We start from the raw sequence: 26,831 nt of genomic DNA, 5'->3' as shown, positions 1-26,831 counted from the left end.
TTGAGGAGGGGACATCTCAACCAAGCACATTTCCAACTTCAATTGCGGATGCTTGTTCCAGCCCTACGAGAAAGATTTAGCGCTAGCCGACGTCTGACGAAGTAGGCCCGTCACTGGACTTCAGGGAAATCAGTGACGGGCCTCTGCTCGGGTGTTTCCACGAGTTATCCTTACACTTGGATGAGACTGCAAGGAGCCTGTTCCGCATTCTCCGTGGGCAATTGCTTGCCTTCTCAGGGCGCGCAAGAGCTGAGTTCCAGATACGGACGGCAAAAGTCAAGCCGCTCGGGAACGACACAGCTTGGCACATGGCCGCCCGGGCGGCGGAATGCGATGCCGAGGCGAGAGTCATCGAAGGGATCATCCATCGCCAAGAACATGACGAACAGCATTCTTTAGTCGGTAGAGATAGAGGCCGCTTAAGTAGTGCAGTTTCCGGCCCCGATTTTACCAAGCGCCGCCTTGTACGCAAATGATAATGACCGTTGCTGGCTTTGGAGCCATTCTTCAGCACTCAAGATCAGCATTATTCAAAGGACGTTCATATGAATTTCCCCATCGGCGGCGAGCAACCTATTTTCCCCGAGGAACTGGGCACGCTGAGGATTGTATTCTCGCAGCTTTGTGAGGAACACGAGATTCTAACCACTTCCGGTGAGGCCGGGGAACTCGCCTCAGAGTTGGTCCGACTGTTTCAAACAGGCATCAAAGACGAGACTGTGCTGATGGTCTTGATGCGCGCCAGGTTGAACCACTGGCAGGCCCAGTCCGTAGGCTCGTCCGGTAAGTGGTTCCAGTGACACGGTGGGTGGTCAGTTTTGACCACAGCCGTATGGAGGAAAATTTATGTTGTACCCTGGTCACTGCCTTGGTCCGTGCGAGATTGAAATGTTGTCCCGCATTCGCCGGACTGTGTGCGACGAGAGCAAATTGCCGCTTACTTCGCCCGATGCCGAATAAGCGGCTTCTCACCTCCTAAAGCTCTTTATGAACGGCCTTACCCGCGAAGAGGAACTGGTTGATGCGGCCAGAAAGCGTATGAAATGGCTGCCTCGAGCTCATGGTTTTCAAAAGGCGACGCTGCCGCACTTCCGAGCCGTTAATCACCCCGACATCAGCCAGGAAGTGGCTCAGCCGGTCACGTCTGCGGGCAGCTCATTTTTCACGCAGGCCCTGCCAGGCCGAGTTGAGCCAGGAATTTCGAAACTCCGCTGAGCACATGGGTTCGTGGGGCCTCGAACTTGTAGCGGTACGACGATACCTAAACCGGCTGATGGATAGCTACAAACTCGTGCGCTACCTCGCTCATCATTTTCCAAAGCAACTCGCTCAATTCCAAGGCGGTTTGGAAACGGCTTGAGTTCCCAGTGCGGCCGCCGGCGCACGCGCCGCGCTTGGCCGCCTAGTGTCGTTCTCTAGCCGCCCTCTGAGAAATCTCACCCTTTCGCAGGGGCGGTGGAAAAGGCTGCGATGATCGCCTCGAGCGACACGCTCAGAGTATTCGAAAAGGTCCTGCCCTTCTGCCAAATCGCGACGTAATGATAGAGCGCTGACGGTTCCACCGGTTTTGCTTGGAGGTTAAACGCTTCGTATTCACGCGCAATGATTTCATTGGTTATGGAAATGCCCAGGCCAGCCGAAACGTATCCGGCCTCGTGACCGTTGCAATCGAATTCCACCAGTATGTTCGGCTCAACGCCGGCGAAGCGCAACGCATTGAAGTTCATCTGGTGGGCGGCGAACTGGGGATCGATATCGACGATCGTTTCGCCTGCCAGGTCGTGAGCCTCGATGCAGGCCTGTTTCGAAAAGCGGTGGTCGGGATGAAAGATGCACACGTTGCGCGCCGACCCGAGCGGCGCCCATTCAAACAGGCGTGGGTCCAGCGGCAATCTCGAAATCCCCAGGTCCGCACGCCCTGCCAGGATGTGCTCGCCGACCTGATCGTAGCTTCCAGAAATTGACCTGACGTTCGAAGCGGTCTTTGCGTGGATAATCGCCACCACCTTGGGCATGGTCACGAAACCGAAAACAGAAGGCGCGGCAATCGCAATCCTCTGCTTTTCCTCGTTCTTCATCGCGAAGATCGACGCTTCCAGCCGATCCAGGGACGTCAGGGCAAGTTCAACGTTTCGCAGGAGCTCCCATGCTTCCTGCAAGGGGACGATGCGGTTGGCTGATCTCTTGAAGGTGATGCCGAGCGTGGTCTCGAGTTGCTTCACATGTTGACTGACAGCCGGCTGGCTTATCCCGAGGGCTGCCGCTGCTCGCCTTGTCGAACCGGCCCGCAACACAGACTGAGGGGTCGAGGAGACAATCGAATGGCCAGGCACGCTGACTTTGGCCGACTTCAACGTCCCAGAAGGTTCTTCTCGACGGTTCTGAGATGAACCAGCATCGCTGTCTTGGCGCCATCGGGATCGCGACGGAGCAATGCATCTAGAAGCGCCTGATGTTCCTCGCAATACACTTGGCGGCGCTCTTCGGAGAATGACCGCTTTTTCATCTCGAACCAGGGCGACTGGTTTCGGATCGCACGCATGAGATTGTGGATTTCCTTCAAAAAATCATTGCGGCAGCATGCGAACACGCGGTGATGGAATTCCGCGTCCCAATGCTCGAATGTGGGCATGTCTTGCGACTCGCACGCGGTTTTATGTGCTTCGCGCACTGCATTCAGCTCGGCCGCACTTGCATTAGTCGCGGCAAAAGCCGCGGCAGCCGGTTCCAGCAATTGCCTGATCTCCATCATATCGGCCGGGCTGGTGCCTTCCATCCGCGCAACCATCGAGGCAATCGACAGGGGATTTGTCGCGGTTAGAAACGTCCCGCGGCCGACGTGGCGAACAACCGTCCCATCGTCTTGCAGGAAACCAACGGCGCGCCGCACGGTGTTGCGCGCCACCCCAAACTCGATCGCCAGGTCACGCTCAGGAGGCATCCGGCCGTCCTCAAGCCATTCGCCGGATGAAATCCGCTTCTTGAGCATCAAGGCAATATCGTTCGCAACGAGCTTTGGCATAATGAAGCTTCTATATGATCCAATTGTGGACCAATAGTATCAGTCATTTGGCGCCCGGTCTAGTAGTCCGAGCCCCAAAACAGGCCTTTTCAGCCAGATGTGCAAAGATTCTTGCATGCAACCCATTGCCAAGCCCAACCAATCGTGACTATCGTGTCTTCAAAGGCCGCATATTGGCTCATAAAAGGTCCAGGGAGAGAGGCATGAAAATTGCGACATTCGCGATCGCCGGAGAGCGTCGCGTCGGCATCATCGATCTCGAGAAGCAGACCGTTTCGCCTTTTGATCTGCCCGTCGAACAGGCGCAGACAGGTCTTCTGGCGTTGATGCGTCGCAATGGCGCCGGGATGCCGCGAACGCTTTCGCCGATCCCGCTTGCGCAGGTCGAGATCGAAGCGCCAATCCCGCTGCCGGCCCGCAATATTTTCTGCGTCGGCAAGAACTATCATGAACATGCCCACGAATTTTCCCGCAGCGGTTTTGACTCAAGTGCGGCCGCAGGGACCATCCCCAAGCACCCGATTATCTTCACCAAGGTCCCAGAGTCGGTGATACCGACCAACACCAATGTGTTGATCGACTCCTCTGTATCGACTTCCATCGACTATGAGGCAGAGCTTGCCGTCATCATCGGCAAGGGTGGGCGTGGAATTTCAAAGGAAGACGCTTACGATCACGTTTGGGGCTACACGATCGTCAACGACGTCACCGCCCGCGATTTGCAGGGCAAATACAGTCAGTGGCTGATAGGCAAGTCCCAGGACACTTTTTGCCCCATGGGGCCTTGGGCCATAACCAAGGATGAACTCGACCTGGATAGTGCTTCGGTCCGCTGTTTCGTCAACGACGACCTGCGCCAGAACTCGAAGATTTCGCTGCTCATTTTCGATATCCCGACGATCATCTCGACGCTCTCGCAAGGCATCACACTGAACCCGGGCGATATCATTGCGACGGGCACACCAGCGGGAGTCGGTATCGGGTTTGACCCGCCGAGATACCTGAAGGCCGGCGACGTTGTGCGCGTCGAGATCGACGGCATTGGGTCTCTGGAGAACCGCTTCGCGGAGCATGCGCAATGACGACCGTGACGATCGGACCGATCGTTGCCGAGGTCACCGGCGAAGGGATGCCGGTGGTGATGATCCATGGCCTCGGCGGAACGTCAAATATGTTCCAGCCCCAGATGGCCGCACTTTCTGGATATCGTGTGGTCCGGCTCGATTTGCCTGGCTCGGGGCGCTCGCCAAGGCCGTTCGAGCCTCTGACGATGGAAATTATGAGCGAGGCCGTTGTCCGTGCCATGGACGGCATGGGCGTGACGCGGGCACATTTCATCGGCCATTCGATGGGCACCATCGTCTGTCAGCAGATCGCTGCCAAACATCCTGCACTGGTCGCCTCGCTGGCATTGTTAGGCGCCTTGGCCGAACCTGCCGAAGCGACACGGCTGGGCCTCGCCAAGCGAGCCCAACTGGCCAGGTCCGGCGGCATTGCCGACATTGCCGATCAGATCGTCGCCAATGCGCTGTCGGCGCATACAAGGGAGACGTCGCCTGCGGCAATCGCCTTCGTGCGCGAGTCGATAACACGTCAGGATCCGGAGTCCTATGCGCGCACTTGCGAGGCACTGGCGAAGGCGGTGGCGGTCGACCCCCGGCGCATTGCGGCCCCTACCCTGTTGGTTACCGGCGACGCCGACACGGTCAATCCGATGAGCGTCGGTCAGGCGCTTGCCGATGGGATCAAGGGAGCCGTAATCTCGTCGCTCGATCGGTGCGGACACTGGGCTACCATTGAGTGCCCCCGCGAAAGCAGCCAGAAGCTCGCCGATTTTTTGCGACGCGTTGATAGGTGAGGACCTGAACAGCGCGTAAAACTGCGCGTTCGAAAGTTTTGGGAGGATAAGATGGCAGAAGACAGCTGGAACGGAAACAGTTCGGGCGGCACGCTCTTCACCAATGTGCGCGTGCTCGACGCGACGGGTGAGTATCCCTACACCGGGGAAGTGCTGGTGCAGGGCAACCGCATCAAGCAGATCACCAAGGGTTCGTCACGTTTTGGCTCATCATCGTCACCGTCATATGGTGGCGGTGCGACGGTCATCGACGGCATGGGCGCGACGCTGATGCCCGGCATGATCGATGCCCATTTGCACCTGTCCTGGAACAATGCGCCCGGCATCGACCCGATCCAGATGATGGAAATCGAAGAGCATATGCTGGTCACCATGGAAATGGCCAAGCTCGTGCTGGACGCGGGCTTTACAGCCGGCCGAGGTGCTGCGGCAGCCAAGCCCAGGCTGGATGTCGTGTGCAAGAAGTTCATCAATCAGGGACGGTTTCCTGGCCCGCGCTACCTTGCAGCTGGACCCGAGATCACCACGGTGGGAGGCCTCGGAGATTCGTCGCCGTCTCATATCCCGCATGAAGGTCTCAACCTCGGCATCGTCGTCTCGGGGCCGGAAGAAATCCGCCGCACCGTCCGCCAGCTGATCAAATACGGCGTCGACTCGATCAAGCTCAACCTGTCCGGTGAAAGCATCACCGGCATGGGCGCCGAAGAGACACCGATGTCCGAGGAGGAGGTCGCCATGGCGGCCTCGGAGGCACGCTGCCGCAACAAGGTGTTGTCGGCACACGCGCGCTCATCCGGATCGGTCAAGCAGTGCATCAGGCACGGCATCCAGAACATCTACCATGCCTCTTTCGCCGACGAAGAGGCACTCGACATGCTTGAAGCAGCCAAGGACAAGCACTTCGTTGCGCCCGGCATTGCCTGGCTCATCAACACTGCTCGCCATGCCGAGCAATGGGGCATCAAGCCGGGCTCGCCACTTTCGCTCGAATATGAGCGGGAGCTCGAAATGTGCATCGATACGATGAAGAAGATGCATCGGCGCGGTATCCGCGTCTGCATCGGCGGCGACTATGGTTTTGCGTGGACGCCGCAAGGCACCAACGCCAAGGACATCCAGACGTTCGTGGAGATGCTTGGCTACTCACCGATGGAAGCGATCCAGGCCGGAACCAAGTTTGGCGGCCAGATCATGGGCATGGGCGACGAGCTCGGTCTGATCAAGGAAGGCTATCTCGCCGACCTGCTGCTGATCGACGGTGATCCGATCTCGGACGTGCGCATCCTGCAGGACAAGAACCGCATCCTCGCCATCATGAAGGACGGCAAATTCCATAAGGCGCCGCGCATCAACGAACAGCGCCGTCGGCTGACTGCATGAGTATCCTGGACCGGCCATCTTCGTCCGGGATTTCGGGCGGCGGCGTGTCGCGCCGGCAGGCGTGGGGCCTTTTCTGGCTCCTGGTCGCCGCGTTCGTCGCATGGCTGGTTTTCGCCGTCTGGCCGGATTGGCTCAACGCGATCCTGATATCGAAGAAAGCCTTCGTCAGCGCCATCCTCAATGGCATCACCCTGGCAGGTCTCTACTTTCTGGTTGCCAGCGGTTTCACATTGATCTTCGGCCTCATGCGCAACGTCAACCTGGCGCATGGCTCGCTCTATCTGCTCGGCGCCTACATCGGCTACGAAGTGGCGAGCCGCACAGGTTACTGGCTGCTGGGGGTCGCTGCCGGCTTCATCGTGCTGGCCGCGATCGGTGTCGTTATGCAGGTCGTCGTCTTCCGTCGCCTGGAGGGTGACGATCTCAGACAAACCCTGGTCAGCATCGGCATCTCCATTGTCGCTGCCGACCTGATGCTTGCCGTCTGGGCCGGCGGCACTTACCAGATCGCGGTGCCGGAATGGCTGGACGGTGCAGTGACCTTGCCGGTTATAACGGCAGTCCGATCCAACGGCGCATCGGTCTTTCTTACCTACCCATTTTATCGGATAGCCGTGCTGGCCGCCGCCATCGTCATTGGCATCGGCCTGTGGCTGATGCTGAACAAGACCCACGTCGGCATGATGATCCGCGCCGGCGTCGACGACCGCGCGATGCTCTCGGCGTCCGGCGTCAACGTGCATGCGGTCTTTGCCATCGTCTTTGCGGTCGGCGCCGGACTTGCCGGCTTTGCCGGCGTCGTTGGCGGATCGGCGCTGTCCGTCGCCCCGGGCGAAGACATTCGTTACCTGCTGGCCTCGCTCGTGGTTGTCATCGTTGGCGGGATGGGCTCGATATCAGGCGCAGCCATAGGCGCGCTTCTCATTGGTCTGGCCGAGCAACTCGGCCTCGTCTACTTCCCGACCTATGGCGTCGTGCTGACCTTCATCATCATGGTCGTGACACTTGCGATCCGGCCGCAAGGCATCATGGGCAAATCACGATGACCATAAGCCTCCAATCCACGCCCGTCGCAACCCAGCCAAACTGGCTGGACAAAATTGGCGCGGGCCACATTCTCCTCGGCATCGCGCTGGTTCTGTATCCGTTGGTGGCGTCGGATTTCTTCCTGACGCAGATCGGCGGCTACTCCTTGATCTTTGGCATGCTTGGGCTGTCGTTGATGATGCTCGCCGGCTACGGCGGCATGGTCAGCCTGGCTCAGATCACCGTTGCCGGCATCGCTGCCTATTGCATCGCGATCTTCGGCGACAACAACAGCCATCTTCTTGGCTTTGGCTGGCCGTGGTGGATTGCAGCCCCGGTTGCGATCCTGATCGCGGCGATCGCCTCGTCCCTGATCGGATGGATATCGGTCCGCACCGAAGGCATCTACACCATCATGATCACGCTGGCGATTGCCACCGCCACCTTCTACTTCGCGCAGCAGAACTACGCGATCTTCAATGGTCATTCGGGCTATGCCGGCATACGCGCGCCAGCTTTCTGGGGCGTGAACTGGCGCGATCCGAAGGCGTTCTATTACCTGTGCCTTGGGTTCTCGGTGCTCGCCTATGCCGCGATCCTCTACGGCTCCAGGTCAACGTTCGGGCTAACCCTGCAGGCGATCCGTGACAATCCGCGCCGGATGCGCGCTCTGGGCTTCAACGTCACCGCGCACAAGGTGTTCGCCTGGTTCCTGGCCGGCATCATAGGTGGCTTGGGCGGTGTGCTCCTGGTCTGGTTCAACGGCCGCGTCTCGCCCGGCACCATCGGTGTGGACGCTGCAATCGATGTTCTGATCATCGCTGTCATTGGCGGCCTGCGGCATCCGATCGGGCCGTTCCTTGGCGCCCTCGTCGTCGTCCTGATGCAGACGTTCGCGATCGATCTCGTCGGGGCCGAGCGTTTCAACACGCTGATCGGCCTCGTCTTCCTGGTGATCGTCTTCATTTCACCAGACGGAATTCTTGGGTTGTGGGCAAAGTTCAAGCCCAACTTTTCTCAGGAGTCCTTGCGCCCCGGCCGGTGACGGCCGGGCGGAATGAACTGCATAACTCTGTCAATCAAGGGAGGAAATAATGAAGATGCACAGACGCACATTACTGGCTTTGGCATTGGCGAGCGGACTGACCGCTCCGTCCTTGGCTCTCGCCGCTGACGACACCATCAAGATCGGTCTGCTTGCGACCTTCGAAGGGCCCTTCACGGTGCTTGGCGAAGATAGCGAGCGCGGCGCAATGACTGCCGTGGAAGAGGTCGCCGGCACCGTGGCCGGCAAAAAAATCGAGATCGTCAAGGGATCGTCCGACGCGTCGCCCGACAGTGCGGTGCGCGCAGCCCGCAAGCTGGTCGAACAGGATGGCGTCAAGGTTCTGATCGGTCCGCTTTCCGGCGACGAAGGCCTGGCAGTCAAGGACTATGCCAAGACCCAACCGACCGTCACCTTCCTGAATGGCGCCTCTGCTGCCCAGGACACGACTTTCCGGGATCCCGCGCCGAACTTCTTCCGCTTTGGAACCGATGGTGCGCAATGGATGGCAGGCCTCGGCACCTACGCCTTCAAGGACAAAGGCTACAAGAACGTTGCGACCGTGGCGGAGGACTACTCCTTCCCCTACACGCAGGTGTTCGGCTTCATGGCCGAGTTCTGCAAGGCAGGCGGGCACGTGCCATCGAAGTCCTGGGTGCCGATCGGCAACAAGGATTTCTCATCCGTCATCGCTGCCATCCCCGAGAATGTCGACGCAATCTATGTGGCACTCGGCGGTGCAGATGCCGTCAACTTCCTCACTCAATACCAGCAGTCCGGCGGTGCAGCCCCGCTAATCGGAGGCTCGATCACGGTCGATCAGACGGTGCTCACGGCCAAGGGCAAGCTGCGGGACGTGCTCGTTGGAACGCCTTCGGCCGGTCCGACGGCCGATACGAATGACACCCCTTCCTGGACCAAGTTTGTCGAGGCTTACAAAAAACAGCCAGGTGCATTCCCGTCGCCGTCGCTGTTTGCCCATGCCTACTACATCAACATGAAAGCCGCGCTGCTTGGCCTCGACAAGGTCGGTGGCGATGTGTCGGATGGTGGTGCGAAGCTCCGCGAAACCCTTTCGTCGCTTTCTTTTGAGACGCCGACGGGCAAGGTTTCGCTCGACAAGAACCGCAATGCGATTGCCGACATCTTCCTGACGGAAGTGACTGAAAACGAAGACGGGACGCTGTTGAACAAGCTGATCAAGGTGGTTCCGCAGGTAAACCAGACACTCGGCATTGCTGAAGCGGACTTCACGGCGCTGGGCGCAGTGAGCCGCGACAATCCGAGCTGCCCATAATCGGTCGAACGCAGGAGCGCGCGCCAGTGGCCGAGAATGACATGGCTTCCCGTCTGCAAGGAACCGGTGCTTACGCACTGGAACTGGACGGCGTCGCGCGTCACTTCGGTGCTCTGGTGGCGCTCTCCGGCATCAATATGAGGATCGCGGCCGGTGAACGGCGCGCGGTCCTCGGCTCCAACGGCGCGGGCAAGACGACGCTTTTCAACGCGGTGACCGGCGACTTCTTGCCAACCGCCGGGCGCATCCGTTTCTTCGGCGAAGACATAACCGATCTGCCCCCACATGAACGCATCAGGCGTGGCTTGCGGCGGACCTACCAGATTTCGCAGCTGTTCAAGGGGCTGTCGGTTCTGGATTCGATCTTCCTGGCGTGCCGTGGAGTGTCGCGCCGCCGGTTCTCATTGCTTCGGCCGCGGTTGAATGACGTCAACAGGGTTCAGGCCGAGTCAATCCTCCACGCCGTGCATCTGGACGGCGACCGCGACGCGTTGGTGGCGACGCTAAGCCATGGTCAGCAAAGACAGCTGGAGATCGCTCTGGCGCTCGCCGGCGCACCGCGTTTCATACTGTTCGACGAACCCGCAGCCGGTCTGTCCCCGACAGAGCGCCGTGATCTGGTTGCGATCCTGAACGGCCTTCCCAAGCACATAGGCTATGTCATCATCGAGCATGATCTCGACGTGGCGCTTCGTGTCTCCGAATATGTCTCGATGATGCACAATGGCCGACTGTTCAAGGAAGGCACGCCCCAGGAGATCGAGGCCGATCCTGAGGTCCAGGAAATCTACCTTGGAGGCAAGCATGGCTGAGCGCGCCGCTTCCTCAGGCAAGGCGGTTCTCAAGATCGAGGACCTTCAGGTCTACTATGGCCAAAGTCATGCGCTGCAGGGCGTCTCGCTGACTTTGGAAACCGGCGTGTTGTCGGTCGTAGGCCGCAATGGCATGGGCAAGACGACACTGTGCAACACCATCACTGGCCTGAAGCGCGCACAATCCGGTTCCATTCGAGTCAACGGTCGAGAGATATCATCGCTCGAACCGCACGAGATCCACCGCCTCGGCGTCGGCTACGTCCCGCAAGGCAGGCGAGTCTGGCCAAGCCTGTCCGTGGATGAGCATTTGCGGATGTCGTCGAAACGCGACGCCAACTGGACGGTCGAGCGTGTCTACCAGACCTTTCCGCGCCTGGCGGAACGCAAGAGCAATGGCGGCTCTCAACTGTCGGGTGGCGAGCAGCAGATGCTGGCCATTTCGCGTGCGCTGCTGAGCGACCCTAAACTGCTGGTCATGGATGAGCCGACCGAAGGGCTGGCGCCGGTCATTGTCGAACAGGTCGAGCGCATGCTCGTCAGCCTGGCGGAAGAAGGCGAGATGGCGATCCTCGTCATCGAACAGAATATCGGTGTTGCAACGGCGGTGTCGGACCGCGTCGCGATCATGGTCAACGGGCGCATCAACCGGGTCATGGAAGCCTCGGCTCTTGCTGCCGATCGCGACTTGCAGCAACGCCTGCTCGGCGTTGGCCGCCACTCCGATGAACCTGCTGTTTCTCCAGCCGCAATTGCCGAAGCGCAAGAGCAACTGGCGGAGGTCTACCGCATTGATCGGGCAGGCACACGCACAGAGCCGGTGGTTCAGAATGGGGTCTTTCGTCCGGTCACTGAGCTGCCAAACCGGTGGAACGTGCCGGTTGCAGCCATGCGCCAAGCGGCAGTCGAAAAACACAATCCTCGAGACGAACTTAAAAAGGGCTTCGCCATCCCCTTCGCCGAGCGGATCGGCCGCACCGTTCTTGTCGCCGGAACGTTCGACACGAAGGCGAAGGAACTGCGGTTCGTGGCAGATCGTCTGAAATCGCTGGGGATCCCCGTTCGCACAGTCGACCTCTCCACCTCGGGAAGACCGTCGAGCGCGGACGTTCCCGCTATGCAGGTCGCAGGCATGCATGCGCGAGGATCGGCGGCGGTGTTTTCGAATGACCGCGGTAGCTCGGTCGCGGCAATGGCCGAGGCCTTTGCGCGCTGGATCGAACGCGAGCCACGCCTCGGCGGTGTGATTTCAGCCGGCGGCTCAGGTGGAACGACTATGGCCACCGCCGGTATGCGCGCCCTGCCGGTAGGCATCCCCAAACTGATGGTGTCCACTGTCGCAGCCGGCGACGTCAGCAAATATGTCGGTGGCGCCGATATCATGATGTTCCACTCGGTCGCAGATGTTCAGGGCCTCAACTCGATCACCGAGGTCGTCCTGGGCAACGCTGCGCACGCTATGGCGGGTATGGTCGCACAGTTGCCTTCCGGCGAAGCCTGGGAGGCCAAACGAAAGCTGGCACGTCCGGCTGTCGGCATCACCATGTTTGGCGTCACCACGCCCGCAGTGCAGGCCGTGACCAAACGTTTGGAAGCGGATTATGACTGCCTGGTTTTCCACGCGACAGGCATTGGTGGCCGGGCCATGGAGAACCTCGCCGATTCCCGAATGCTGTCGGCCTTCATCGACCTGACAACGACTGAAATAGCCGACATGGTGGTCGGCGGCGTGTTCCCGGCAAGCGACGATCGCTTCGGTGCGGCGATACGCACGGGCTTGCCCTATGTCGGATCCACCGGCGCGCTAGACATGGTCAATTTCGGTCCGCGCGACAGTGTGCCGGAGAAATTCAAAAGCCGGAAGTTCGTCGTCCACAATCCCAACGTCACCCTGATGCGCACCACCAGGGACGAAAACCGGCAGTTTGGCGAATGGATCGGCGCGCGGCTGAATTCCATGAACGGGCCTGTGCGCTTTCTCCTGCCCGAAGGCGGCGTCTCGATGCTCGACGCACCCGGCCAGCCATTCCACGATCCGGAAGCCGACAATGCGCTGTTCGAGGCGATCCAGAAAACCGTGCGCCAGACCTCACTGCGTGTGGTTCAGCGGGTCCGATCCAACATCAACGATGCGCCATTCATCGATGCGGTGATCACTGCATTCCATGCAATCGGACCGAAACTGCAGAGGCGCGCATGACCCGATCTGCAGTTCGACAGCTTCAAGAAAATCAAGCCGGTCGGCTTCGGTCGATCGCATCCTGTTTGGGAGGGTAGAAAAATGGCCGCGCAGACTTTTGGCACGTTCCTTTTGTGGTTGATCGTCGCAGCGATCATCGTTGTGATTGCTGTCTATATCCTGCGATGGCTGTATCGCCGCTCCACCAAGGAAACTGCGTTCGTGCGAACCGGTTTCATGGGCGAGAAAGTGGTCGTCAATGGCGGCGCTTTCGTCATACCTGTCCTGCACGAAATAACGCCCGTCAACATGAACGTGCTGCGCATCGAGGTGCGTCGCGAAGACGCTCATGCGTTGATCACCAAGAACCGGATGCGGGTCGACCTGATCGCGGAATTCTTCGTGCGCGTAGGAGCAAGTCGCGAATTGGTCGCCGCTGCCGCGCAGACACTTGGTCGGCGCACATTGCAGCCGGAAAGCCTGCGCGAATTGCTTGAGGGAAAATTCGCCGGCGCCATGCGCACGATCGCTGCGCAGATGAGCCTGGAGGAAATGCACGAGTTGCGCGGCGACTATGCGGCCAAGGTGCGCACGCTTGCCTCCGAATCGCTAGCCGCAAACGGCCTCGAACTTGAAAGCGTCGCCATCGTCGATCTCGACCAGACCAGTCTTGAGTATTTCGATCCATCCAACGCGTTCGATGCCGAGGGTCTGACGCAACTGACCGAATCCATCGAAACTCGCCGCCGGATGCGCAACGAGATTGAACAGCGCACCCTCGTCGATATCCGCAACCAGAACCTCGATACGCAGCGCAAGGTGCTCGAAATCGACCGTGACACCGAATATGCGCGGCTCGAACAGGAACGCGAGGTCGAAATTCGCCGTGCCTCGCAGCGTTCTGAGCTGGCCATCGAGCGCGCGCTCCGCGACCAGGAATCCGAACAGGCACAGTTGTCCTCGCGCGAAGCCGTCGAGAAATCGCGCCTCAATCAGGAACGAAACATCACCGAGGAGCGCATCAAGAGCGAAGAGGACACGCAGCGCCGTGAAATCGCCCGCCGGCGGTCCCTCGACGAGACCGAGATGAAAATGCGCGAACTGACCGAGCGGGAGCAGATCGCCCTGGAATTGTCCCTGGAAAAGGCTCGCATCGAGCGCGAAGGTGCGCAGAGCGGACTGGAGATCGAGCGCAAGAAGGTGCTCGAGATCGCGGAGCTTGAGCGTCAGATCGCGTTGGCGGAGAAGGCCTTGGAAGTCACCAAGGCAGAGGCTGAAAAGCGCCGCGCCGAAATTGTCGAGAATCAGGCGACGGAAACCGCGCGCATTGGCCAAGAGCGTGCCATTGACGAGGTGAGGATTGCTCGCGAGCGTCACCTTGAAGCGTTGCAAATTGCAAAGCGCCAGGCGTTCGAGGAAGCCGAGATTTCTGCCGGCGAAGAGGTGGAACGTGCCCGCATCACCACCGAGCGTGGCATTGAGGAAGCCCGCCTGATCAAGGACCGCGACATGCGCCAGTTGGGCGTCGATCGCGACCAGAAGATCGAGATCGCCGAGATCCAGAAGGCCATCGACATCGCCAAGAAAACACAGGAGCGTTCGTCCGCGATCGCCGCCTCGGAAGCCGTTCGTGCAAAGGCCATTCAGGCAGAGGAACAGGCCTTCACCGCCCGCGAGCGCGAGATTGCCGAGCGCCGCAAGCTGACCGATCTCATCGGTGCCGCCCGGGAAGCCGAGCGCGATGCCCTGCGCATCACCTCGGCCGCCGACGCCGAGATGAAGGCGGCCAAGAGCCTGGCGGAAGCGCAGAAGATCGCTGCTGTCGCTTCGGCGGAAGCGGAGAAGATCCATGCCCTGGCCGCAGCCCAGCGCTACGAGGTCGACGCCGCCGGTCACAGGCAGCTCAACGAGGCCGAGAACCTGCTTTCCGACGAAGCCCGCGCGGGGCGCCTGCGCGGCAAGTTGCTGGACCATATGGAAGGCATCATCCGCGAGAGCGTCAAGCCGATGGAGAAGATCGAAGGCATCAAAATCCTGCATGTCGACGGCATCAACGGTGGCCAGGGCGGCAGCCGCAACGTCACCGACGAGGTCATCGATTCAGCGCTGCGTTACAGGGTGCAGGCGCCGATGATCGACAATCTGATGAAGGAGATCGGCATCGAGGGCGGATCGCTCGGCCGCATGACGGACGTTTTGCGAGACGCCAAGGACATAGCCAGCCTGAGCCGCGACAAGAAAGGCAAGGCAAAGAGCGGCAAGGATATCGACGATGACGATCGCGACCAGTGAAGGTTTAGGATCACCCGATGCCGAAGATCTATGTGTCGTCGACGATCAACGCGCCAGCTGTGGACGTTTGGAAACTTGTCCGAAGCTTCAATGGCTTGCCGAGCTGGACACCCTTTGTCGCCGAGAGCCGCATCGAACAGAACGCGCATCCGGACCAGATCGGCTGCATTCGCAATTTCTTGCTGAAGGACGGCGGCCGGATCAGGGAGAAACTGCTGGCTTTGTCTGACTACGACCTCTCCTGCAGCTATGCGATGCTGGAGAGCCCGATGGCGGTCGAGAACTACATAGCCACACTCTCCCTGACCCCTGTAACCGACGGCAACATGACGTTCGCCGAGTGGCAGGCCGAGTTCGACTGTGCACCCGAGCGTGAAAGCGCATTGGTGCAGCAGATCGGCACGGGTGTATTCCAGAGCGCCTTCACAGCGCTCAAACAGCGCTTCGCCCGCTGACATCGACGAATGGTCAAGGTTTGCCAGAGCACGATCATCAACGCGCCTGTCCAGGACGTCTGGTCTGTCCTGCGCGATTTCAACGGTCATGAACGCTGGCATCCGGCAATCTCCTTCAGCGAGATCGAGGGCGGTGATGCGGCCGATGCGATCAGCGCGGTTCGTCATTTCAGGCTTACGGATGGCAGCGAGCTGCGCGAACAACTCCTGGCCTTGTCCGACAAGGACCGGCGGCTGAGCTATTGTCTGCTGGAAGCGCCGTTGCCGTTGATGGGGTATGTCGCGTCGATCCGGTTGAAGCCGGTGACTGACGGCAACGCCACCTTCTGGGAATGGTCCTCGGAGTTCCATCCGCCGGCGCATCGCCGTGATGAACTGGTCAAGCTGGTCACCGAAGACATCTACCAAGCCGGTTTTGAATCCGTTCGCCGGCTCTTGAACGGAAGGCCGGTTGCCGGACCAACCGGGACCACGTCAGAGCAACCAGTAGCGCGGTTGATCCCCGAGATGCGCCAGCTGGAGCCGCCTGGAGCCAGCGCCCAGGGCACACGGACCAAGGCAATCCTCGTCGAGCGACACGGAGGACCGGAGGTTCTGCGGCTTTCGGAGATCGGCTTGGCACCGCCATCGCGTGGCGAGGTCCAGATCCGTCACACATTCATTGGGGTCAACTTCATCGACGTCTATTGCAGGACCGGCTATTTCGATCTCCTGCAGCCGCCAGCCGTTCCGGGCATGGAAGCCGCAGGCGTCATTGCAGCGGTCGGCCCCGAAGTTTCGGGCTTTTCAGTCGGCGACCGGATTGCCTACGCATGCCCGCCGGTCGGCTCATACTGCGAACGACGCAACATGGCACCGGACCTTTTGGTTCACTTGTCGGACGATATTGCCGATGCAACTGCCGCGGCAGGTCTGTTGAAAGGCATTACCGCGAGCTTCCTGCTCCACGACGTCCATCCCGTGAAGCCCGGGTCCTTCGTGCTCATCCATGCGGCAGCTGGCGGGGTCGGCCAGTTGCTGATGCAATGGGCACGCCATCTGGGCGCGAGGGTGATCGCTACCGTATCGAGCGATGACAAAGCGCGGATCGTGGAACGCCTCGGAGCCCATCACGTCATCGTCTATTCCAGAGAGAACTTCGCCGAGTCCGTCATGCATTTGACAGGCGGCAAGGGTGCGGATGTGGCGTATGACGCGGTCGGAAATGACACGTTCGGCGGGTCGCTGGCCGCTCTGGGCGTTCGTGGCCATCTCGTCAGTTTTGGCCAGGCTTCAGGGCCTGTGGGAAATTGGGATATCGGCAGGTTCTCGTCGAAGTCGATCACCATTTCCCGTCCGAACTACGCCCACTATACGGACAGTGCGGAGAAGCTTGGGCCTCACATCAACCGGTTTTTCGCGGCTTTGCGCCAAGGTGTGATCAAGATCGGCGCGCCCAGGCAATATGATCTGGCACGGGCTGCCGACGCTCATCGCGACCTCGAGGCTAGGAGGACAACCGGGGCACTTGTGCTGAGGGTGTGATAGTACTGCCCCCCGGTGCCTTCTGCAGGCGCTCTCAAGGTCCGCTTCTGACGAACGTCGAGTTGGGCTTTGACGACCGATATTAGGCGCAAGGCCGCCGTTCACCTCTCCTTCTAGTCAGCGCTCCGGCCAGCAAAAAAGCGTCGAGGCCCCAACAGAGTGAAAATCGGTATTTCATATTGACGCGCAACCAGGTGATGAAGGTATGCCGCAGCTCATCATTGGCGACCGCAACAGCACCGGCCGCAGCGCCCAGCAGGAATGCAACGAGGGTTTCATGAGCGCTGGTGCTGGGCCGTCCCGAGCGCCCAGCCAGGTGCTTGGACTTGCGGTTTGATAGCGCGCGAAGTGTGAGAAGCCGCGCGAGAAGAGCCCGGACCGCCGCGAGAATCCGGGACGCTGGCGGAAATTTCGCCGAACCGCGCCCGAAACAGACATCCGTTGCCACATTGTCGTCGTAACTTTCCGGTGGTAAGCACGAACGCCAAAGCGCGACCTCCTCCTAGGGCAAGCCCCCTCAGCTCCCTGCCGGTGGGGGCTTTTCACATATTGAGACCTATATTTGTTGGCTCAAAGCATTGGTCATTGACGTGGTGGCAGCGCGCCTGGGCAGAGGAACTTGTCTTGAAGGCGAGTGAGACGCGTGCGATTAGCGAAACCCTTACGAGGATGGTCACGCCGGAGATGTCGCCCAAGCACTCTTCAAGGCTGCTCGAAAGAGCATCCCAAAACGGCCAACAAGGGTATCGCCAGAGCGGCGTTCTACTCGATTATTGCCAATGCGGATCAGGAAACCGTCAAGGTCAGGAACCTGCAGGCATTCGCTCTCGCTGAGCGCACCCGGCCGGAGAATTAAACTAGGACAGCCAGCGAATTCTGTAGGCTGGATCGTCTGCGGGAATTGGAGTGGCGCAAGCATTGGTCAACGGGGCGTTCCCTGCCGCGATCGCACCATAACGGCACGCCCACGAATCGGCCATTTAGGATAGGCGGCGGGCCTGAGCGTCCGCTTGGCCGGCGTCGAGACCCATAACTCCCAACCCTTGGCGCCGGCCGCCCTCTATGAACACTGCCTTGCGAACGCGTTTGCATTGCGTAATGTTCAGCCGGGGCAATGGATTTCACAGGGGTTGGGCACGTGGCGAACGCCGATATTACACAGATCGACGCGGCAGGTCTGAACCGGGTCCGGGATCTGGCTCTGAACATCTGGCCAGCGCACTATGCGCCGTTGATCGGCGCCGACCTGATCCCACCAATGGTAGCGGACATGTATTCGCTTAACACGCTTGGCGCGGACATGCGCGAGCGAGGCCACCTGTACTGGATCGCCTCGGTTGACGGGAAAGATATTGGCTATGCGTCGGCCTACTTGAAAGACGGGCGGCTGTGGATCAAAAAGCTTTACCTGCTGCCGTCCGTTCGGGGCATGGGGCTGGGAAAGCAGCTTATCGCGACGATCAGAGACCATTACGGGAGGCAGCACCCGCAGGCCGTCTACGTAAGCGATCGCAATGAGACAGCCATCGCGTTCTACAAGTCGCAAGGCTTCACCGTCGAGAGCTTGGAGCCTGTACAGATGGGCCCTTATCATTTCGAGGATTATGTGATGGTACGCCCTGGAGAGATTGCCTTGCCCCAGTCTCGTCCGGACGTGCCGACCTACTGAATGGCGCAGTAGCCAACAACCCCGTTACCAGCTATCCGAACAAAAGGGCTACAGGTGCACTTCGCGGAGCCCGTTCGTTTTGCCGCTACTCGTCCGTTTCGTGCGTCGTGATGACGATCAGGTAGGCGGGCCGGTCAGCGGGCGCTTGGGGCTGATCGGCAGAAAGTCGGACCGGCGCCCTGGTGGCCGCCTGGCGTAAGATTGACCGATGGGCCAAAAAATCGTTCCACGGCCGGTCGACCGGTTCTTCCACAAATCCCATAATTCCGGAGTGGTAAACCCGTGAAATGCCAGATAATTCCAGACGTACCAGTCTGCATGTTGTGCTACTTTTGTTTTTAGCAGCTATTTAGTAATGTGGATCAGCGCCCTTCCGGACTTTCCAGTATAGTCTTCAGCGAAACCTTGGCCGAGCCCGGCTTCAGCGGTTTTTGCTGCGAAGCGTCGGGCGATCAACGCCTCAATCCACCTACGCGGGGCTAAGTCGCAGACGAACCGTGCAGATCGACCCGCGCCACGGCGTAGGCGTCCAGAATTAATTGCTCATCCAACTGTCGTCCGAACCCTCCCATGAAGTTCGGATCGGCGGCCGCCCGCTCGAAATGGTCGGCAGAAAGAAGACAAATGCGCGCGCCGACCGGCATACCCGAAAGCCGCACGGATTGCCTCTTGGCAGTAAGGTTAGAAAGCCAAAGCGTCGTGCTCCCGTCTTTTTCGGCGGCGATCGCCGCGATGCTGTCAATTCCGGAAGTTCCCACCGACAGCAGACTGGCGCCACCGAGCTTTGATAGGCCTGCCATGATATGGAAAGCGGGATACACCATTGGGCCATCCTGTTGGTCGAACCACGGCTGCGCGAAATTGCCTCTCCTGTAGACGAAACCAAATGGGCCGGTGAAGTCACCGAAGGCGACGGCTTCGATGCCCTCGCGAGCGCAGGCCGCGAAATAGCCGACGATCCAGGCCGCATTGAACAGCCCGCGCTGGCGAGGATCGAGGCGGGTGAGGCAGACGCGACCGTTCGCTTCGTTCTGCGCCGTGGAGGCTCCGTAAGGGTTCTCGCGGCAGCCGAGTTGACTGGGGCCCACACGCAGGGGCAAGCGTTCGCCCATGAAGGCACGGGCAGAGCGGATCAGATGGGGAATGGCCTCAAGCGTCTCCATCACCGACACATCGTCTGCAGCGTGCACGCTTGGACAGGTGGTGAAGGTCGCGTAGTCGAGCGCCTCGCCTGGCGGGCGCTTGCGATTGAGCTCGGTGAAGTACGCGGCCATGCCGCCGCCCAGCGTTACACCCGGGAAAGCCCGGCGCGCCGCGGAGTAGTTTTCGTGGAAGCTTGGCATCGCCGGCCATGTTGCTCCCGGCTGTACCGATTTCATGTCCTGCGCCGGAAAGACGCAGACAGCCTCTGGAGCGAGGCCGAGGCGACGGACAGCGTCCGCGACCGGCTTCAACTCGCCGAACGGATCCAGCGTTCCCCTGGTTATGATCTCCAGTACGACGCTTGCCCCGATCAACCGGGTCAGCGCTGCGTAGCGTTCAAGTTCATCGTGACCTTGGCCGAGACGGAGATCGACCTGGCAGACCATCCACTGCGGAGCCAATAGCCGAATTAGATCGGAGGTTTCAAGGGCGTGCCTGGCTTCCCCGGCGGCGACGCCGACGCCAATGCGAGGCACCCGGCCGGCCGGTCCGCCAATTGTCACGTTGATCGGTGGGTTGGGGTTTTCAGACGTCCCTCTACAAAGCGTCCCCGACACATGAAGCCGGACGGCCTGCGTGAATTTCTCACCCTCGGGCAGTCTGTAGGGCCACGGGCGACGCAGGGGACGAACATAGGTCTTATAGGAGGCATCAGACCAGTTGCGTTGGTCCTCCATCTCAAAGGCATCACCATCCATGGTGCAGGTGGCCCAGATCCCAGGCGCGATCTCATGCGACAACGCGCGCACGTCAGTGAACGGACATTCAGGATCAATAACGTCTGGAAAAAGCGAAAGCCTTTCGAGACCATCCTGATGCAGCACCCTCACCGGCTTGCCGGCCAAAGCCGCGATCGGATGCAGCACGACGAAGCCGGTCCGGTTGGTCAAAAGGTCGGTCTCGGGCTCTGCTTCTGCCACAAACGACAGTGCGCCATCGCTACTGCCCGAGATCCGGGCCCGGTAAACCAGGCGGCCCGATGTTGCGGCACATGTTCCGCGGTATTCAATGGCGAACGCATCCGGCCTCTCATCGATCCGCAGATCATCGAGAACGGGGGTACATGTTCCCCAGTTTTCGTCCCGTACAAGGAACGAGATTCCGCGCAAAACCTCGATCGTCCCAATGCGGATGTAACGCAACGCCCCATTGTCGAACGCGAGCGACAAGGAGCCGGCGCGCAGTGTGCGCAGCGGTTCCTCGAGCTGTTCGGTGCCACACAAGCGGACTGCCAGAGAAGCTGTCGAGGTCAAAGTGCCCGCTCCGTCGTGGCGTCGAAGATCGATGCCCGTTTCATGTTGATGTCGATCGCCAGCTTCTCCCCAGGACGGCTGACGTCGTGCGCCTGCAACTCCGCCATCACCGGCGCACCCGCAAGTCGGAATGTCGCGTAGCTGCGCGAGCCGGTCGGCTGCAGCAGGTCGATTGTTGCCTCATAGCGAAACGTGCCCTGCGCCGGCGTGGCAGTGTGCGCACGAGTGAGGTGCTCCGGTCTCAACCCGAGCAGCACCTTCTGTCCGTCTGCGACGCCCTGCAGCCCCCTGCCGGGCGCTAAAGGCAGCAGTGCGTCCGCGAGCCGGATGGCGGCGGTGCTTCCCTCCAAGGCAAGGGTCCCTGGCAGGAAGCTCATCCGCGGCGAACCCAGGAACCCAGCGACGAAGGTCGAGGCCGGGCGCTCGAACAACTCGAGTGGCGCGCCCTGCTGCTCTATCAGCCCGTCGCGCATCAGCACGATGCGGTCAGCCAACGTCATTGCTTCGATCTGGTCATGGGTGACGTAGATCATCGTTGTGGCAATGTCCTGGTGAAGGCGTTTGATCTCGCCGCGCATTTCGTCGCGAAGCTGTGCGTCGAGATTGGACAGCGGCTCGTCGAACAAAAAGATGCGGGGGTTGCGGACTATGGCGCGGCCGATGGCGACGCGCTGGCGCTGGCCACCGGACAGTTGGCGCGGAAAACGCCCCAGCAAGGGAGTGATGCCAAGCATGCGCGCCGCCTCGGCAACGCGCATCTCCACCTCTGGCTTCGGCATCTTGCGAGCCTTGAGGCCGAAGCCAATGTTCTTGGCCACGCTCATATGCGGATAGAGCGCATAATCTTGGAACACCATTGCCACGTCGCGGTCGCGCGGCCTGAAATCATTGACCACCTCGCCGCCGATCTCGATCGTGCCTTGTGAACTCTCCTCCAGTCCGGCGATGGTCCTCAACAGGGTGCTCTTGCCGCAGCCGGACGGACCAACCAGAACGGTGAACTCGCCGTCGCGGATGTGGAGGTCAATACCGCGCACCGCATGGAAGGCGCCGTAGCGCTTGTGCAAGCCGGTGATTCTGACTTCGGCCATGCCTACCCTTCCCTATCCGCGAACGGCGCCGAGCGTCAGCCCGCGCACGAGATGTCGTTGAGCAAGCACTCCAAGGGCGATCGATGGCACGAGGGAGACGATGGCAAGGGCCGCGGCTTCACCATATTGTGCGCCCTGGAAGCCGATGAAGGCGCGGAAGACCGTTGGCAGCGTGAAGGCGGTACGGCTTGTCAAAATCAGCGCGAAGAAGAACTCGGTCCAGCAGGCAATGAAGGCGAAGACAGCCGCCGCGACGATGCCGGGCGCGGCCAGCGGCACGGCAACGCGCCAGAAAGCCTCCCATCGCGTGCAGCCATCGACGAGGGCCGCCTCCTCCATCGACTTCGGCATGCCGCGGAAATAGGCGAACATCATCCAAACGGACACCGGCAGCGTGAAGACCGTGTAGGCTATGATCAGCCCGATATGGGTGTCGTATAGCCCGACGCCGCGGTAGATCAGGAATACCGGTAGGACGATGCCGATAGGTGGCAGGAAGCGCTGCGACAGCACCCAGAAGGACAGATGCCGGCCACCCGTGTTGTAGCGCGCCAGACTATAGGCCATCAGCGTGCCGAACAGTGCCGAAAGCACCGTGGCCGAAAGCGAAATAATCAGGCTGTTGATAAGCCCGTCGAGACCGCGATAGGTGAACAGCGCGGCTTCGTAGTGGACAAGCGTCGGCTCCGCGGGGAACCAGACAGGCGGTACGGTGAGGTAGTCGTCGCTGGGCTTGATTGAGGTGTTGAACATCCAGTAGAGCGGCCACAGCACGAACACTAGGAAGAACCCCAAAAGCAGGATTCGCCCGATCGGCAACGACCGGCGTTTCCTGCGGCGGGCGGGCGCTACGGCGGCCATCAGACCGGATCGACCTTCAAGAGCCGGCGTACCAGCAACGCCACGATGAGCGCCGTAAAGATCAGGAACAGCCAACTTCCGGCCGTTGCCTGCGACAGATGAAACTGCGTGAAGCCGACGGTATAGAGATAATAGGAGGCCGTGTACGTTTGTGTTCCCGGGCCGCCGCCTGTCATGATGAATATGGTATCGAACATACGGATGGCGTCGAGCAGACGGAAAGTCAGCGCCAGCAGCATCATCGGCCCCAGATGGGGGAGCGTGATCGCCCAGAAGACCTGCCAGGCGTTGACCCCGTCGAGTTCTGCCGCCTCATAGAGATTGGGAGGAATTGCGGTCAGGCCAGCGAGCAGGATGACGAACATGAATGGCGTCCACTGCCAGACATCGGCGATGATGAGCGAGACATAGAGCCACGGGCGCTCGGTCATCCAGCCGATCGTAACCTCCTGCCCCAACAATTGCGTCAGGATATAGTTGGTCGGTCCGAAAGGCCGCTGCAAAAGCAGCGTCCAGGCCTGGCCGACGATGACTGGGCTGATGAACAGCGGCACGATCAGGATCGACATGATCACGCCGCGGCCCGGAAAGCTGCGCACCATTGTCAGCGCCACCAAGAGACCGAGCACGAATTCGATAGCGACGCTGATGCCCGACAGCCATGCCGTCAGCAACAGTGACCAACGTGCCACGGGATCGAACACGACCCGCTCGAAGTTCTTCAATCCGACAAATGCGTGGCCCGGCACCTGGAAGTCGTAGTTGATAAAGGATACGACCAGCGAGAACAGGAGCGGATAGATCGACAGCGCCAATATCAGCAGCACCGCGGGCGCGACCAGCAGCCACTTGAAATGGCGGTCGGCCCATTGGGCGAACGCAGATAGCCGGGGCGGTGCGCCGGCGGCCTTCAAGCGGTGAATCGTGGCGGTGGGCTGCATCGGTGTATCCAAAAGGCTGCTTAGCGGTTCGGCGAGGTGTTGCGAGCCAAGCGCCCGCAACACCAATTGCTCCAGGCTCTGCCTCCCCTCAGAGGGTGACCGCCATGCCAAGTTTTTCCACCGTGTTGTCGGCGGTGGCGCCAGGCAGTTTCAGGAACTCGGTGTAGAAACCTTTCTGCGAATCCACACCCAGTCGGTCGGTCGTCTCGTTCCACTCGGCCGCCGCCGTTTCCAGCGACGCCTTCGGATCCGCACCAGCCCACACCGCCGTGCACATACGGTCGATGCTCAAGAAGTAGTCCTGCGCGCCTGGCATGATCGGGTCGAGCAGACCAACATTTGCCGAGTTGTTGAGATTGGCAAGGTACTCCTTGGCACTTGGGAAGAGCGCGCCGTAGAGTTCGGACTTGAAGTGCGAGATACGGTACGGGTCTCGTAGCGCATAGGGCAGCATGCAACGCGCCAGAGAGACCGGTGGCGAGCATATCCATTGCATGAACAGATACGCCGCCTCGGGGTTGGGCGAGTCCGCCGACAGCGCCTTGTTGTAGCCGGTGGCATGTTCCGGATTGCCCGGAACGACGGCATAGCCGACCTTGCCAGCGATCTGGGACTGGGGGATGAAGTTGATCGCCGTGGCGGACTGCGAATAATTCGCCGCCATGCGGCCGCTGGGAGGCCAGGAATAGATCATCGCGACTTTGCCGGTCAGGAAGGCCGCCCACAGGGAGACGGCGTCGAGCTCGTTGTTGCCGGGGATCGAGGCCTTGTTCGCCGCGAGCATGTTGGTCAGCGTCTTGACGCCGGCGTCCGAAACCAGGCCCGCCTTCATGTCGTCGCCGAACAGTTTGCCGCCATTGGCGCGGTACTGCTGCAGGAAGTCGAACTGGTTGCCGGGGCTGCCCGCCTTGCGGAAGTGTCCCGCGCCATAGACCTTTGGCGCCATCTGGTCGGTGATGAACTGGGCGATCTGGGCATATTCCTCCCAAGTCTTCGGCGGTCCAAGCTTGGCGTTGAACTTTGCCCGGTAGGCCTCCATCATCTTCGGATCCTCGAAGATGTCCTTGCGGTAGTAGAGAGCGAACATGTCGCCGTCGTCGAAGAACCCCCAGATCTTGCCCTTGTAGGTTGGCAGCGCCTTGTACAGAGGGTGATAGTCCTCGAGGTCTGCCGGGTTCATGTATTTGGCGATGTAGTCGTCGAGAGGTGCGATGACGCCGCCATCGGCAAGCGATGGTGTCCAGGCCGGCGAGACGTCGAGGACGTCATAGGCACCTGAGCCGGCGATGTGCTCGGCGACCGCCTTGGAGTACTGGTCCGGGTTCGACAGTTCGACGACATTCGACTTCATCCCGGTGAGCTGCTCCCACATCGGCCCACTGAAATTGCGCGGATCGAGTGCCTGCAGGCCAGCCTCGTAGGTCATGTTGAGGGTGACGCCCGAATGCGCCTTGGCGGCCTCCACCGCGCGAAACGCGGAACCGTCCGCCGGGCCTTCCTTCGATGCTTTCAGGGCTGCAGCCTGCGCTTGGCCGAGCGGCGAGGTGGCGTCCGCCAGTTCCAGCGTCTGCTGCGCCACCGCCCAATCGGTCATCATCCCCAGCATCGGGCCAGACGCAGCCAACATGCCGGTCATCTGACCGAAGCGGGTTATGAAAGTTCGGCGGGTAGTTTCGCCGCGCATGAAGGCGTCGACCTCTGCTTCGAGACCTGCCTGAAAGTCACGTTTGTCACGATCGTTCATAGTGCTTGGTCCTCCCGTTTCCATTTGCCTCACTCGTCCGCGGGCGCGGCGGTCGAGCATTCCTCCCGTAAAGTCGCCGCAAGGGGGCCGCGGCGGCGCACCAAAAAATCAGCGTCCTCCTAGGTTCCGAAGCGGGCCGCGAGCCCCGACAGCCTGGTCTTCCACAGCTCGCTCGAAAGCACCTCGCGATTGACCACGCCGCGCGGCTCGCGACCGTGTTGCACCTCGATCACCGCCTTGACGTCGGCGGCACCGTTGCCGGCAAAGCACTGGTCGGTCCAGCAAAGCGCGTGCGGCGCCAGGATGACATTGTCGAGTTTAAGGATCGCATCGCCTGCATCGGGAGGCTCCTGCTCGAGCACGTCGAGACCGGCCCCCGCGATGCGGCGCGCCTGCAGCGCTTGTGTCAGCGCTTTCTGGTCGACGATCGGGCCGCGCGCGGTGTTGATCAGGTAAGCTGTCGGCTTCATAAGGGCGATCCGCTCAGCATTGACGATGTGGTGGGTCTGCGGCGACAGCGGGCAACTCACCGACAGCACGTCGGCGCGGCGAAACAGGTCCTCCAGCCCGACCAGTTCGACGCCCAGGTCGGCAGCAACCCTCTTGTCAGCGAACGGGTCATGGGCAATGAATTGCATGTCAAAGGGCCTCGCCAAGCGGAAGACCTCGGCGCCGATGTTGCCGATGCCCAGCGACCCAAGCGTACGCCCGACGAGCCCGACGCCCATATGTTCCGAGCGCTCCTGGAAGCCATGAGATCCCTTGCGGGTGAGCGCGTCCTTTGTCAGCAGTTTGCCGGTCAGTGCCAGCATGAAGGTGATGACGGATACGGCGACGGGCCGTCGCACGCCATCGGGCGTGATGACCAAGGCAATGCCGGCGGCGGTGCAGGCCTCAACGTCGACAGTGTCGTAGCCGACCCCGAAGCGGGCAACGACGGCCAGGCGGCCGCTCCTGGGGACACTCGTGGAATCGAAGCGATGGGCGAGAAGGATCAGCGCATCGAAATCCTCAAGTTGGTCGGCGCGAAGCGGACTGTTCGATTCCAGGAACACCATCTCGACGCCCGCCGCATTGCGCAGCGGCTCCAGATCGAAATCTGGATAGGTCGGCGAGCCGTCCGGCTTACGGAAATCACCCGAAAGCGCCACCCTGAATTTCACGCTGTCCATCGTCTCC

Annotated in this window: 21 protein-coding genes and 1 pseudogene; 13 read left to right on the top strand and 9 right to left on the bottom strand. The window is 60.6% G+C overall.

The genetic code is table 11. From position 1 onward, the window contains the following. Positions 1 to 545 precede the first annotated feature (545 nt). Positions 546 to 800, top strand: a complete 255-nt coding sequence (locus tag EOB49_RS06800; protein ID WP_127380554.1) for a hypothetical protein — start codon at positions 546 to 548, stop codon at positions 798 to 800. Positions 801 to 1,436: 636 nt separating this feature from the next. Here EOB49_RS06800 and EOB49_RS06795 read toward each other — a convergent pair. Both EOB49_RS06795 and EOB49_RS06790 read right to left on the bottom strand, forming a co-directional pair. Further along, positions 1,437 to 2,354: a LysR family transcriptional regulator gene (locus EOB49_RS06795; protein ID WP_245472557.1), complete on the bottom strand. Its 918-nt coding sequence runs from the start codon at positions 2,352 to 2,354 to the stop codon at positions 1,437 to 1,439. After that, positions 2,351 to 3,022, bottom strand: a complete 672-nt coding sequence (locus EOB49_RS06790) for an FCD domain-containing protein (RefSeq protein WP_127380553.1) — start codon at positions 3,020 to 3,022, stop codon at positions 2,351 to 2,353. Before EOB49_RS06790 ends, EOB49_RS06795 begins: the two co-directional genes overlap by 4 nt. A 203-nt stretch (positions 3,023 to 3,225) precedes the next feature. Here EOB49_RS06790 and EOB49_RS06785 point away from each other — a divergent pair, with 203 nt between their 5' ends. From EOB49_RS06785 to EOB49_RS06725, 12 genes are all read left to right on the top strand, one after another. Beyond that, positions 3,226 to 4,104: a fumarylacetoacetate hydrolase family protein gene (locus tag EOB49_RS06785; protein ID WP_127380552.1), complete on the top strand. Its 879-nt coding sequence runs from the start codon at positions 3,226 to 3,228 to the stop codon at positions 4,102 to 4,104. Further along, entirely contained in the window at positions 4,101 to 4,880 is a 780-nt protein-coding gene (locus tag EOB49_RS06780; RefSeq protein WP_127318648.1) for an alpha/beta fold hydrolase, read from the top strand. Before EOB49_RS06785 ends, EOB49_RS06780 begins: the two co-directional genes overlap by 4 nt. Before the next feature lie 51 nt (positions 4,881 to 4,931). Further along, the gene (locus EOB49_RS06775; RefSeq protein ID WP_127318646.1) at positions 4,932 to 6,260 is read left to right on the top strand and encodes an amidohydrolase family protein; all 1,329 of its coding nucleotides are present in this window, start codon (positions 4,932 to 4,934) and stop codon (positions 6,258 to 6,260) included. Beyond that, positions 6,257 to 7,306 carry a branched-chain amino acid ABC transporter permease gene (locus tag EOB49_RS06770; protein ID WP_127380551.1) on the top strand — a complete coding sequence of 350 codons (1,050 nt, stop codon included), beginning with the start codon at positions 6,257 to 6,259 and terminating at the stop codon, positions 7,304 to 7,306. The genes EOB49_RS06775 and EOB49_RS06770 overlap by 4 nt, the downstream gene beginning before the upstream one ends. Continuing rightward, the gene (locus EOB49_RS06765; RefSeq protein ID WP_127380550.1) at positions 7,303 to 8,331 is read left to right on the top strand and encodes a branched-chain amino acid ABC transporter permease; all 1,029 of its coding nucleotides are present in this window, start codon (positions 7,303 to 7,305) and stop codon (positions 8,329 to 8,331) included. The genes EOB49_RS06770 and EOB49_RS06765 overlap by 4 nt, the downstream gene beginning before the upstream one ends. A 49-nt stretch (positions 8,332 to 8,380) precedes the next feature. Next, complete coding sequence (locus EOB49_RS06760; RefSeq protein WP_127318640.1) at positions 8,381 to 9,628, top strand: ABC transporter substrate-binding protein; 1,248 nt, start codon at positions 8,381 to 8,383, stop codon at positions 9,626 to 9,628. A gap of 41 nt (positions 9,629 to 9,669) precedes the next feature. Continuing rightward, positions 9,670 to 10,440 carry an ABC transporter ATP-binding protein gene (locus EOB49_RS06755; protein WP_127318638.1) on the top strand — a complete coding sequence of 257 codons (771 nt, stop codon included), beginning with the start codon at positions 9,670 to 9,672 and terminating at the stop codon, positions 10,438 to 10,440. After that, complete coding sequence (locus EOB49_RS06750; RefSeq protein ID WP_127380549.1) at positions 10,433 to 12,640, top strand: ABC transporter permease; 2,208 nt, start codon at positions 10,433 to 10,435, stop codon at positions 12,638 to 12,640. The genes EOB49_RS06755 and EOB49_RS06750 overlap by 8 nt, the downstream gene beginning before the upstream one ends. Before the next feature lie 81 nt (positions 12,641 to 12,721). Beyond that, positions 12,722 to 14,911: a flotillin family protein gene (locus tag EOB49_RS06745; protein WP_127380548.1), complete on the top strand. Its 2,190-nt coding sequence runs from the start codon at positions 12,722 to 12,724 to the stop codon at positions 14,909 to 14,911. A gap of 17 nt (positions 14,912 to 14,928) precedes the next feature. Further along, positions 14,929 to 15,366 carry an SRPBCC family protein gene (locus EOB49_RS06740; RefSeq protein WP_127380547.1) on the top strand — a complete coding sequence of 146 codons (438 nt, stop codon included), beginning with the start codon at positions 14,929 to 14,931 and terminating at the stop codon, positions 15,364 to 15,366. A gap of 9 nt (positions 15,367 to 15,375) precedes the next feature. After that, entirely contained in the window at positions 15,376 to 16,890 is a 1,515-nt protein-coding gene (locus EOB49_RS06735) for a zinc-binding dehydrogenase (RefSeq protein WP_127380546.1), read from the top strand. 1,138 nt (positions 16,891 to 18,028) lie between these two features. Next, a complete protein-coding gene (locus EOB49_RS06725) occupies positions 18,029 to 18,559 on the top strand; it encodes a GNAT family N-acetyltransferase (RefSeq protein ID WP_164781605.1) in 531 nt (176 codons plus the stop codon). Positions 18,560 to 18,921: 362 nt separating this feature from the next. Here EOB49_RS06725 and EOB49_RS37415 read toward each other — a convergent pair. The 7 genes and pseudogenes from EOB49_RS37415 to EOB49_RS06690 form a co-directional block, all read right to left on the bottom strand. Next, positions 18,922 to 19,011: pseudogene (locus EOB49_RS37415) on the bottom strand (SAM-dependent methyltransferase); the annotation flags it as partial. A 27-nt stretch (positions 19,012 to 19,038) separates the two neighbouring features. Then, on the bottom strand, positions 19,039 to 21,015 hold the full coding sequence (locus tag EOB49_RS06715; protein WP_127380544.1) for a hypothetical protein: 1,977 nt from the start codon (positions 21,013 to 21,015) through the stop codon (positions 19,039 to 19,041). Continuing rightward, a complete protein-coding gene (gene ugpC / locus EOB49_RS06710; protein ID WP_127380543.1) occupies positions 21,012 to 22,106 on the bottom strand; it encodes a sn-glycerol-3-phosphate ABC transporter ATP-binding protein UgpC in 1,095 nt (364 codons plus the stop codon). Before ugpC ends, EOB49_RS06715 begins: the two co-directional genes overlap by 4 nt. 12 nt (positions 22,107 to 22,118) lie before the next feature. After that, positions 22,119 to 22,925 carry a carbohydrate ABC transporter permease gene (locus EOB49_RS06705; RefSeq protein ID WP_245463715.1) on the bottom strand — a complete coding sequence of 269 codons (807 nt, stop codon included), beginning with the start codon at positions 22,923 to 22,925 and terminating at the stop codon, positions 22,119 to 22,121. Positions 22,926 to 22,966: 41 nt separating this feature from the next. Next, on the bottom strand, positions 22,967 to 23,908 hold the full coding sequence (locus EOB49_RS06700) for a sugar ABC transporter permease (RefSeq protein WP_127380542.1): 942 nt from the start codon (positions 23,906 to 23,908) through the stop codon (positions 22,967 to 22,969). Between the two features lie 88 nt (positions 23,909 to 23,996). Next, positions 23,997 to 25,652: an extracellular solute-binding protein gene (locus tag EOB49_RS06695; protein WP_127380541.1), complete on the bottom strand. Its 1,656-nt coding sequence runs from the start codon at positions 25,650 to 25,652 to the stop codon at positions 23,997 to 23,999. Between the two features lie 119 nt (positions 25,653 to 25,771). After that, positions 25,772 to 26,824, bottom strand: coding sequence for an NAD(P)-dependent oxidoreductase (locus EOB49_RS06690; RefSeq protein WP_127380540.1), 1,053 nt, complete (start codon positions 26,822 to 26,824; stop codon positions 25,772 to 25,774). Between the last annotated feature and the right edge of the window lie 7 nt (positions 26,825 to 26,831).

This window comes from Mesorhizobium sp. M7A.F.Ca.MR.148.00.0.0, from assembly GCF_003997735.1.
GTDB lineage: Bacteria > Pseudomonadota > Alphaproteobacteria > Rhizobiales > Rhizobiaceae > Mesorhizobium.
The sequence above is the reverse complement of the archived record's forward strand: the minus strand, read 5'-3'. Positions and strand labels throughout refer to the sequence as shown.

Coding starts and splice junctions, on each gene's coding strand:
- EOB49_RS06800 (WP_127380554.1), top strand. CDS start 546: ATGAATTTCCCCATCGGCGGCGAGCAACCTATTTTCCCCGAGGAACTG.
- EOB49_RS06790 (WP_127380553.1), bottom strand. CDS start 3,022: ATGCCAAAGCTCGTTGCGAACGATATTGCCTTGATGCTCAAGAAGCGG.
- EOB49_RS06785 (WP_127380552.1), top strand. CDS start 3,226: ATGAAAATTGCGACATTCGCGATCGCCGGAGAGCGTCGCGTCGGCATC.
- EOB49_RS06780 (WP_127318648.1), top strand. CDS start 4,101: ATGACGACCGTGACGATCGGACCGATCGTTGCCGAGGTCACCGGCGAA.
- EOB49_RS06775 (WP_127318646.1), top strand. CDS start 4,932: ATGGCAGAAGACAGCTGGAACGGAAACAGTTCGGGCGGCACGCTCTTC.
- EOB49_RS06770 (WP_127380551.1), top strand. CDS start 6,257: ATGAGTATCCTGGACCGGCCATCTTCGTCCGGGATTTCGGGCGGCGGC.
- EOB49_RS06765 (WP_127380550.1), top strand. CDS start 7,303: ATGACCATAAGCCTCCAATCCACGCCCGTCGCAACCCAGCCAAACTGG.
- EOB49_RS06760 (WP_127318640.1), top strand. CDS start 8,381: ATGAAGATGCACAGACGCACATTACTGGCTTTGGCATTGGCGAGCGGA.
- EOB49_RS06755 (WP_127318638.1), top strand. CDS start 9,670: ATGGCTTCCCGTCTGCAAGGAACCGGTGCTTACGCACTGGAACTGGAC.
- EOB49_RS06750 (WP_127380549.1), top strand. CDS start 10,433: ATGGCTGAGCGCGCCGCTTCCTCAGGCAAGGCGGTTCTCAAGATCGAG.
- EOB49_RS06745 (WP_127380548.1), top strand. CDS start 12,722: ATGGCCGCGCAGACTTTTGGCACGTTCCTTTTGTGGTTGATCGTCGCA.
- EOB49_RS06740 (WP_127380547.1), top strand. CDS start 14,929: ATGCCGAAGATCTATGTGTCGTCGACGATCAACGCGCCAGCTGTGGAC.
- EOB49_RS06735 (WP_127380546.1), top strand. CDS start 15,376: ATGGTCAAGGTTTGCCAGAGCACGATCATCAACGCGCCTGTCCAGGAC.
- ugpC (WP_127380543.1), bottom strand. CDS start 22,106: ATGGCCGAAGTCAGAATCACCGGCTTGCACAAGCGCTACGGCGCCTTC.
- EOB49_RS06700 (WP_127380542.1), bottom strand. CDS start 23,908: ATGCAGCCCACCGCCACGATTCACCGCTTGAAGGCCGCCGGCGCACCG.
- EOB49_RS06695 (WP_127380541.1), bottom strand. CDS start 25,652: ATGAACGATCGTGACAAACGTGACTTTCAGGCAGGTCTCGAAGCAGAG.
- EOB49_RS06690 (WP_127380540.1), bottom strand. CDS start 26,824: ATGGACAGCGTGAAATTCAGGGTGGCGCTTTCGGGTGATTTCCGTAAG.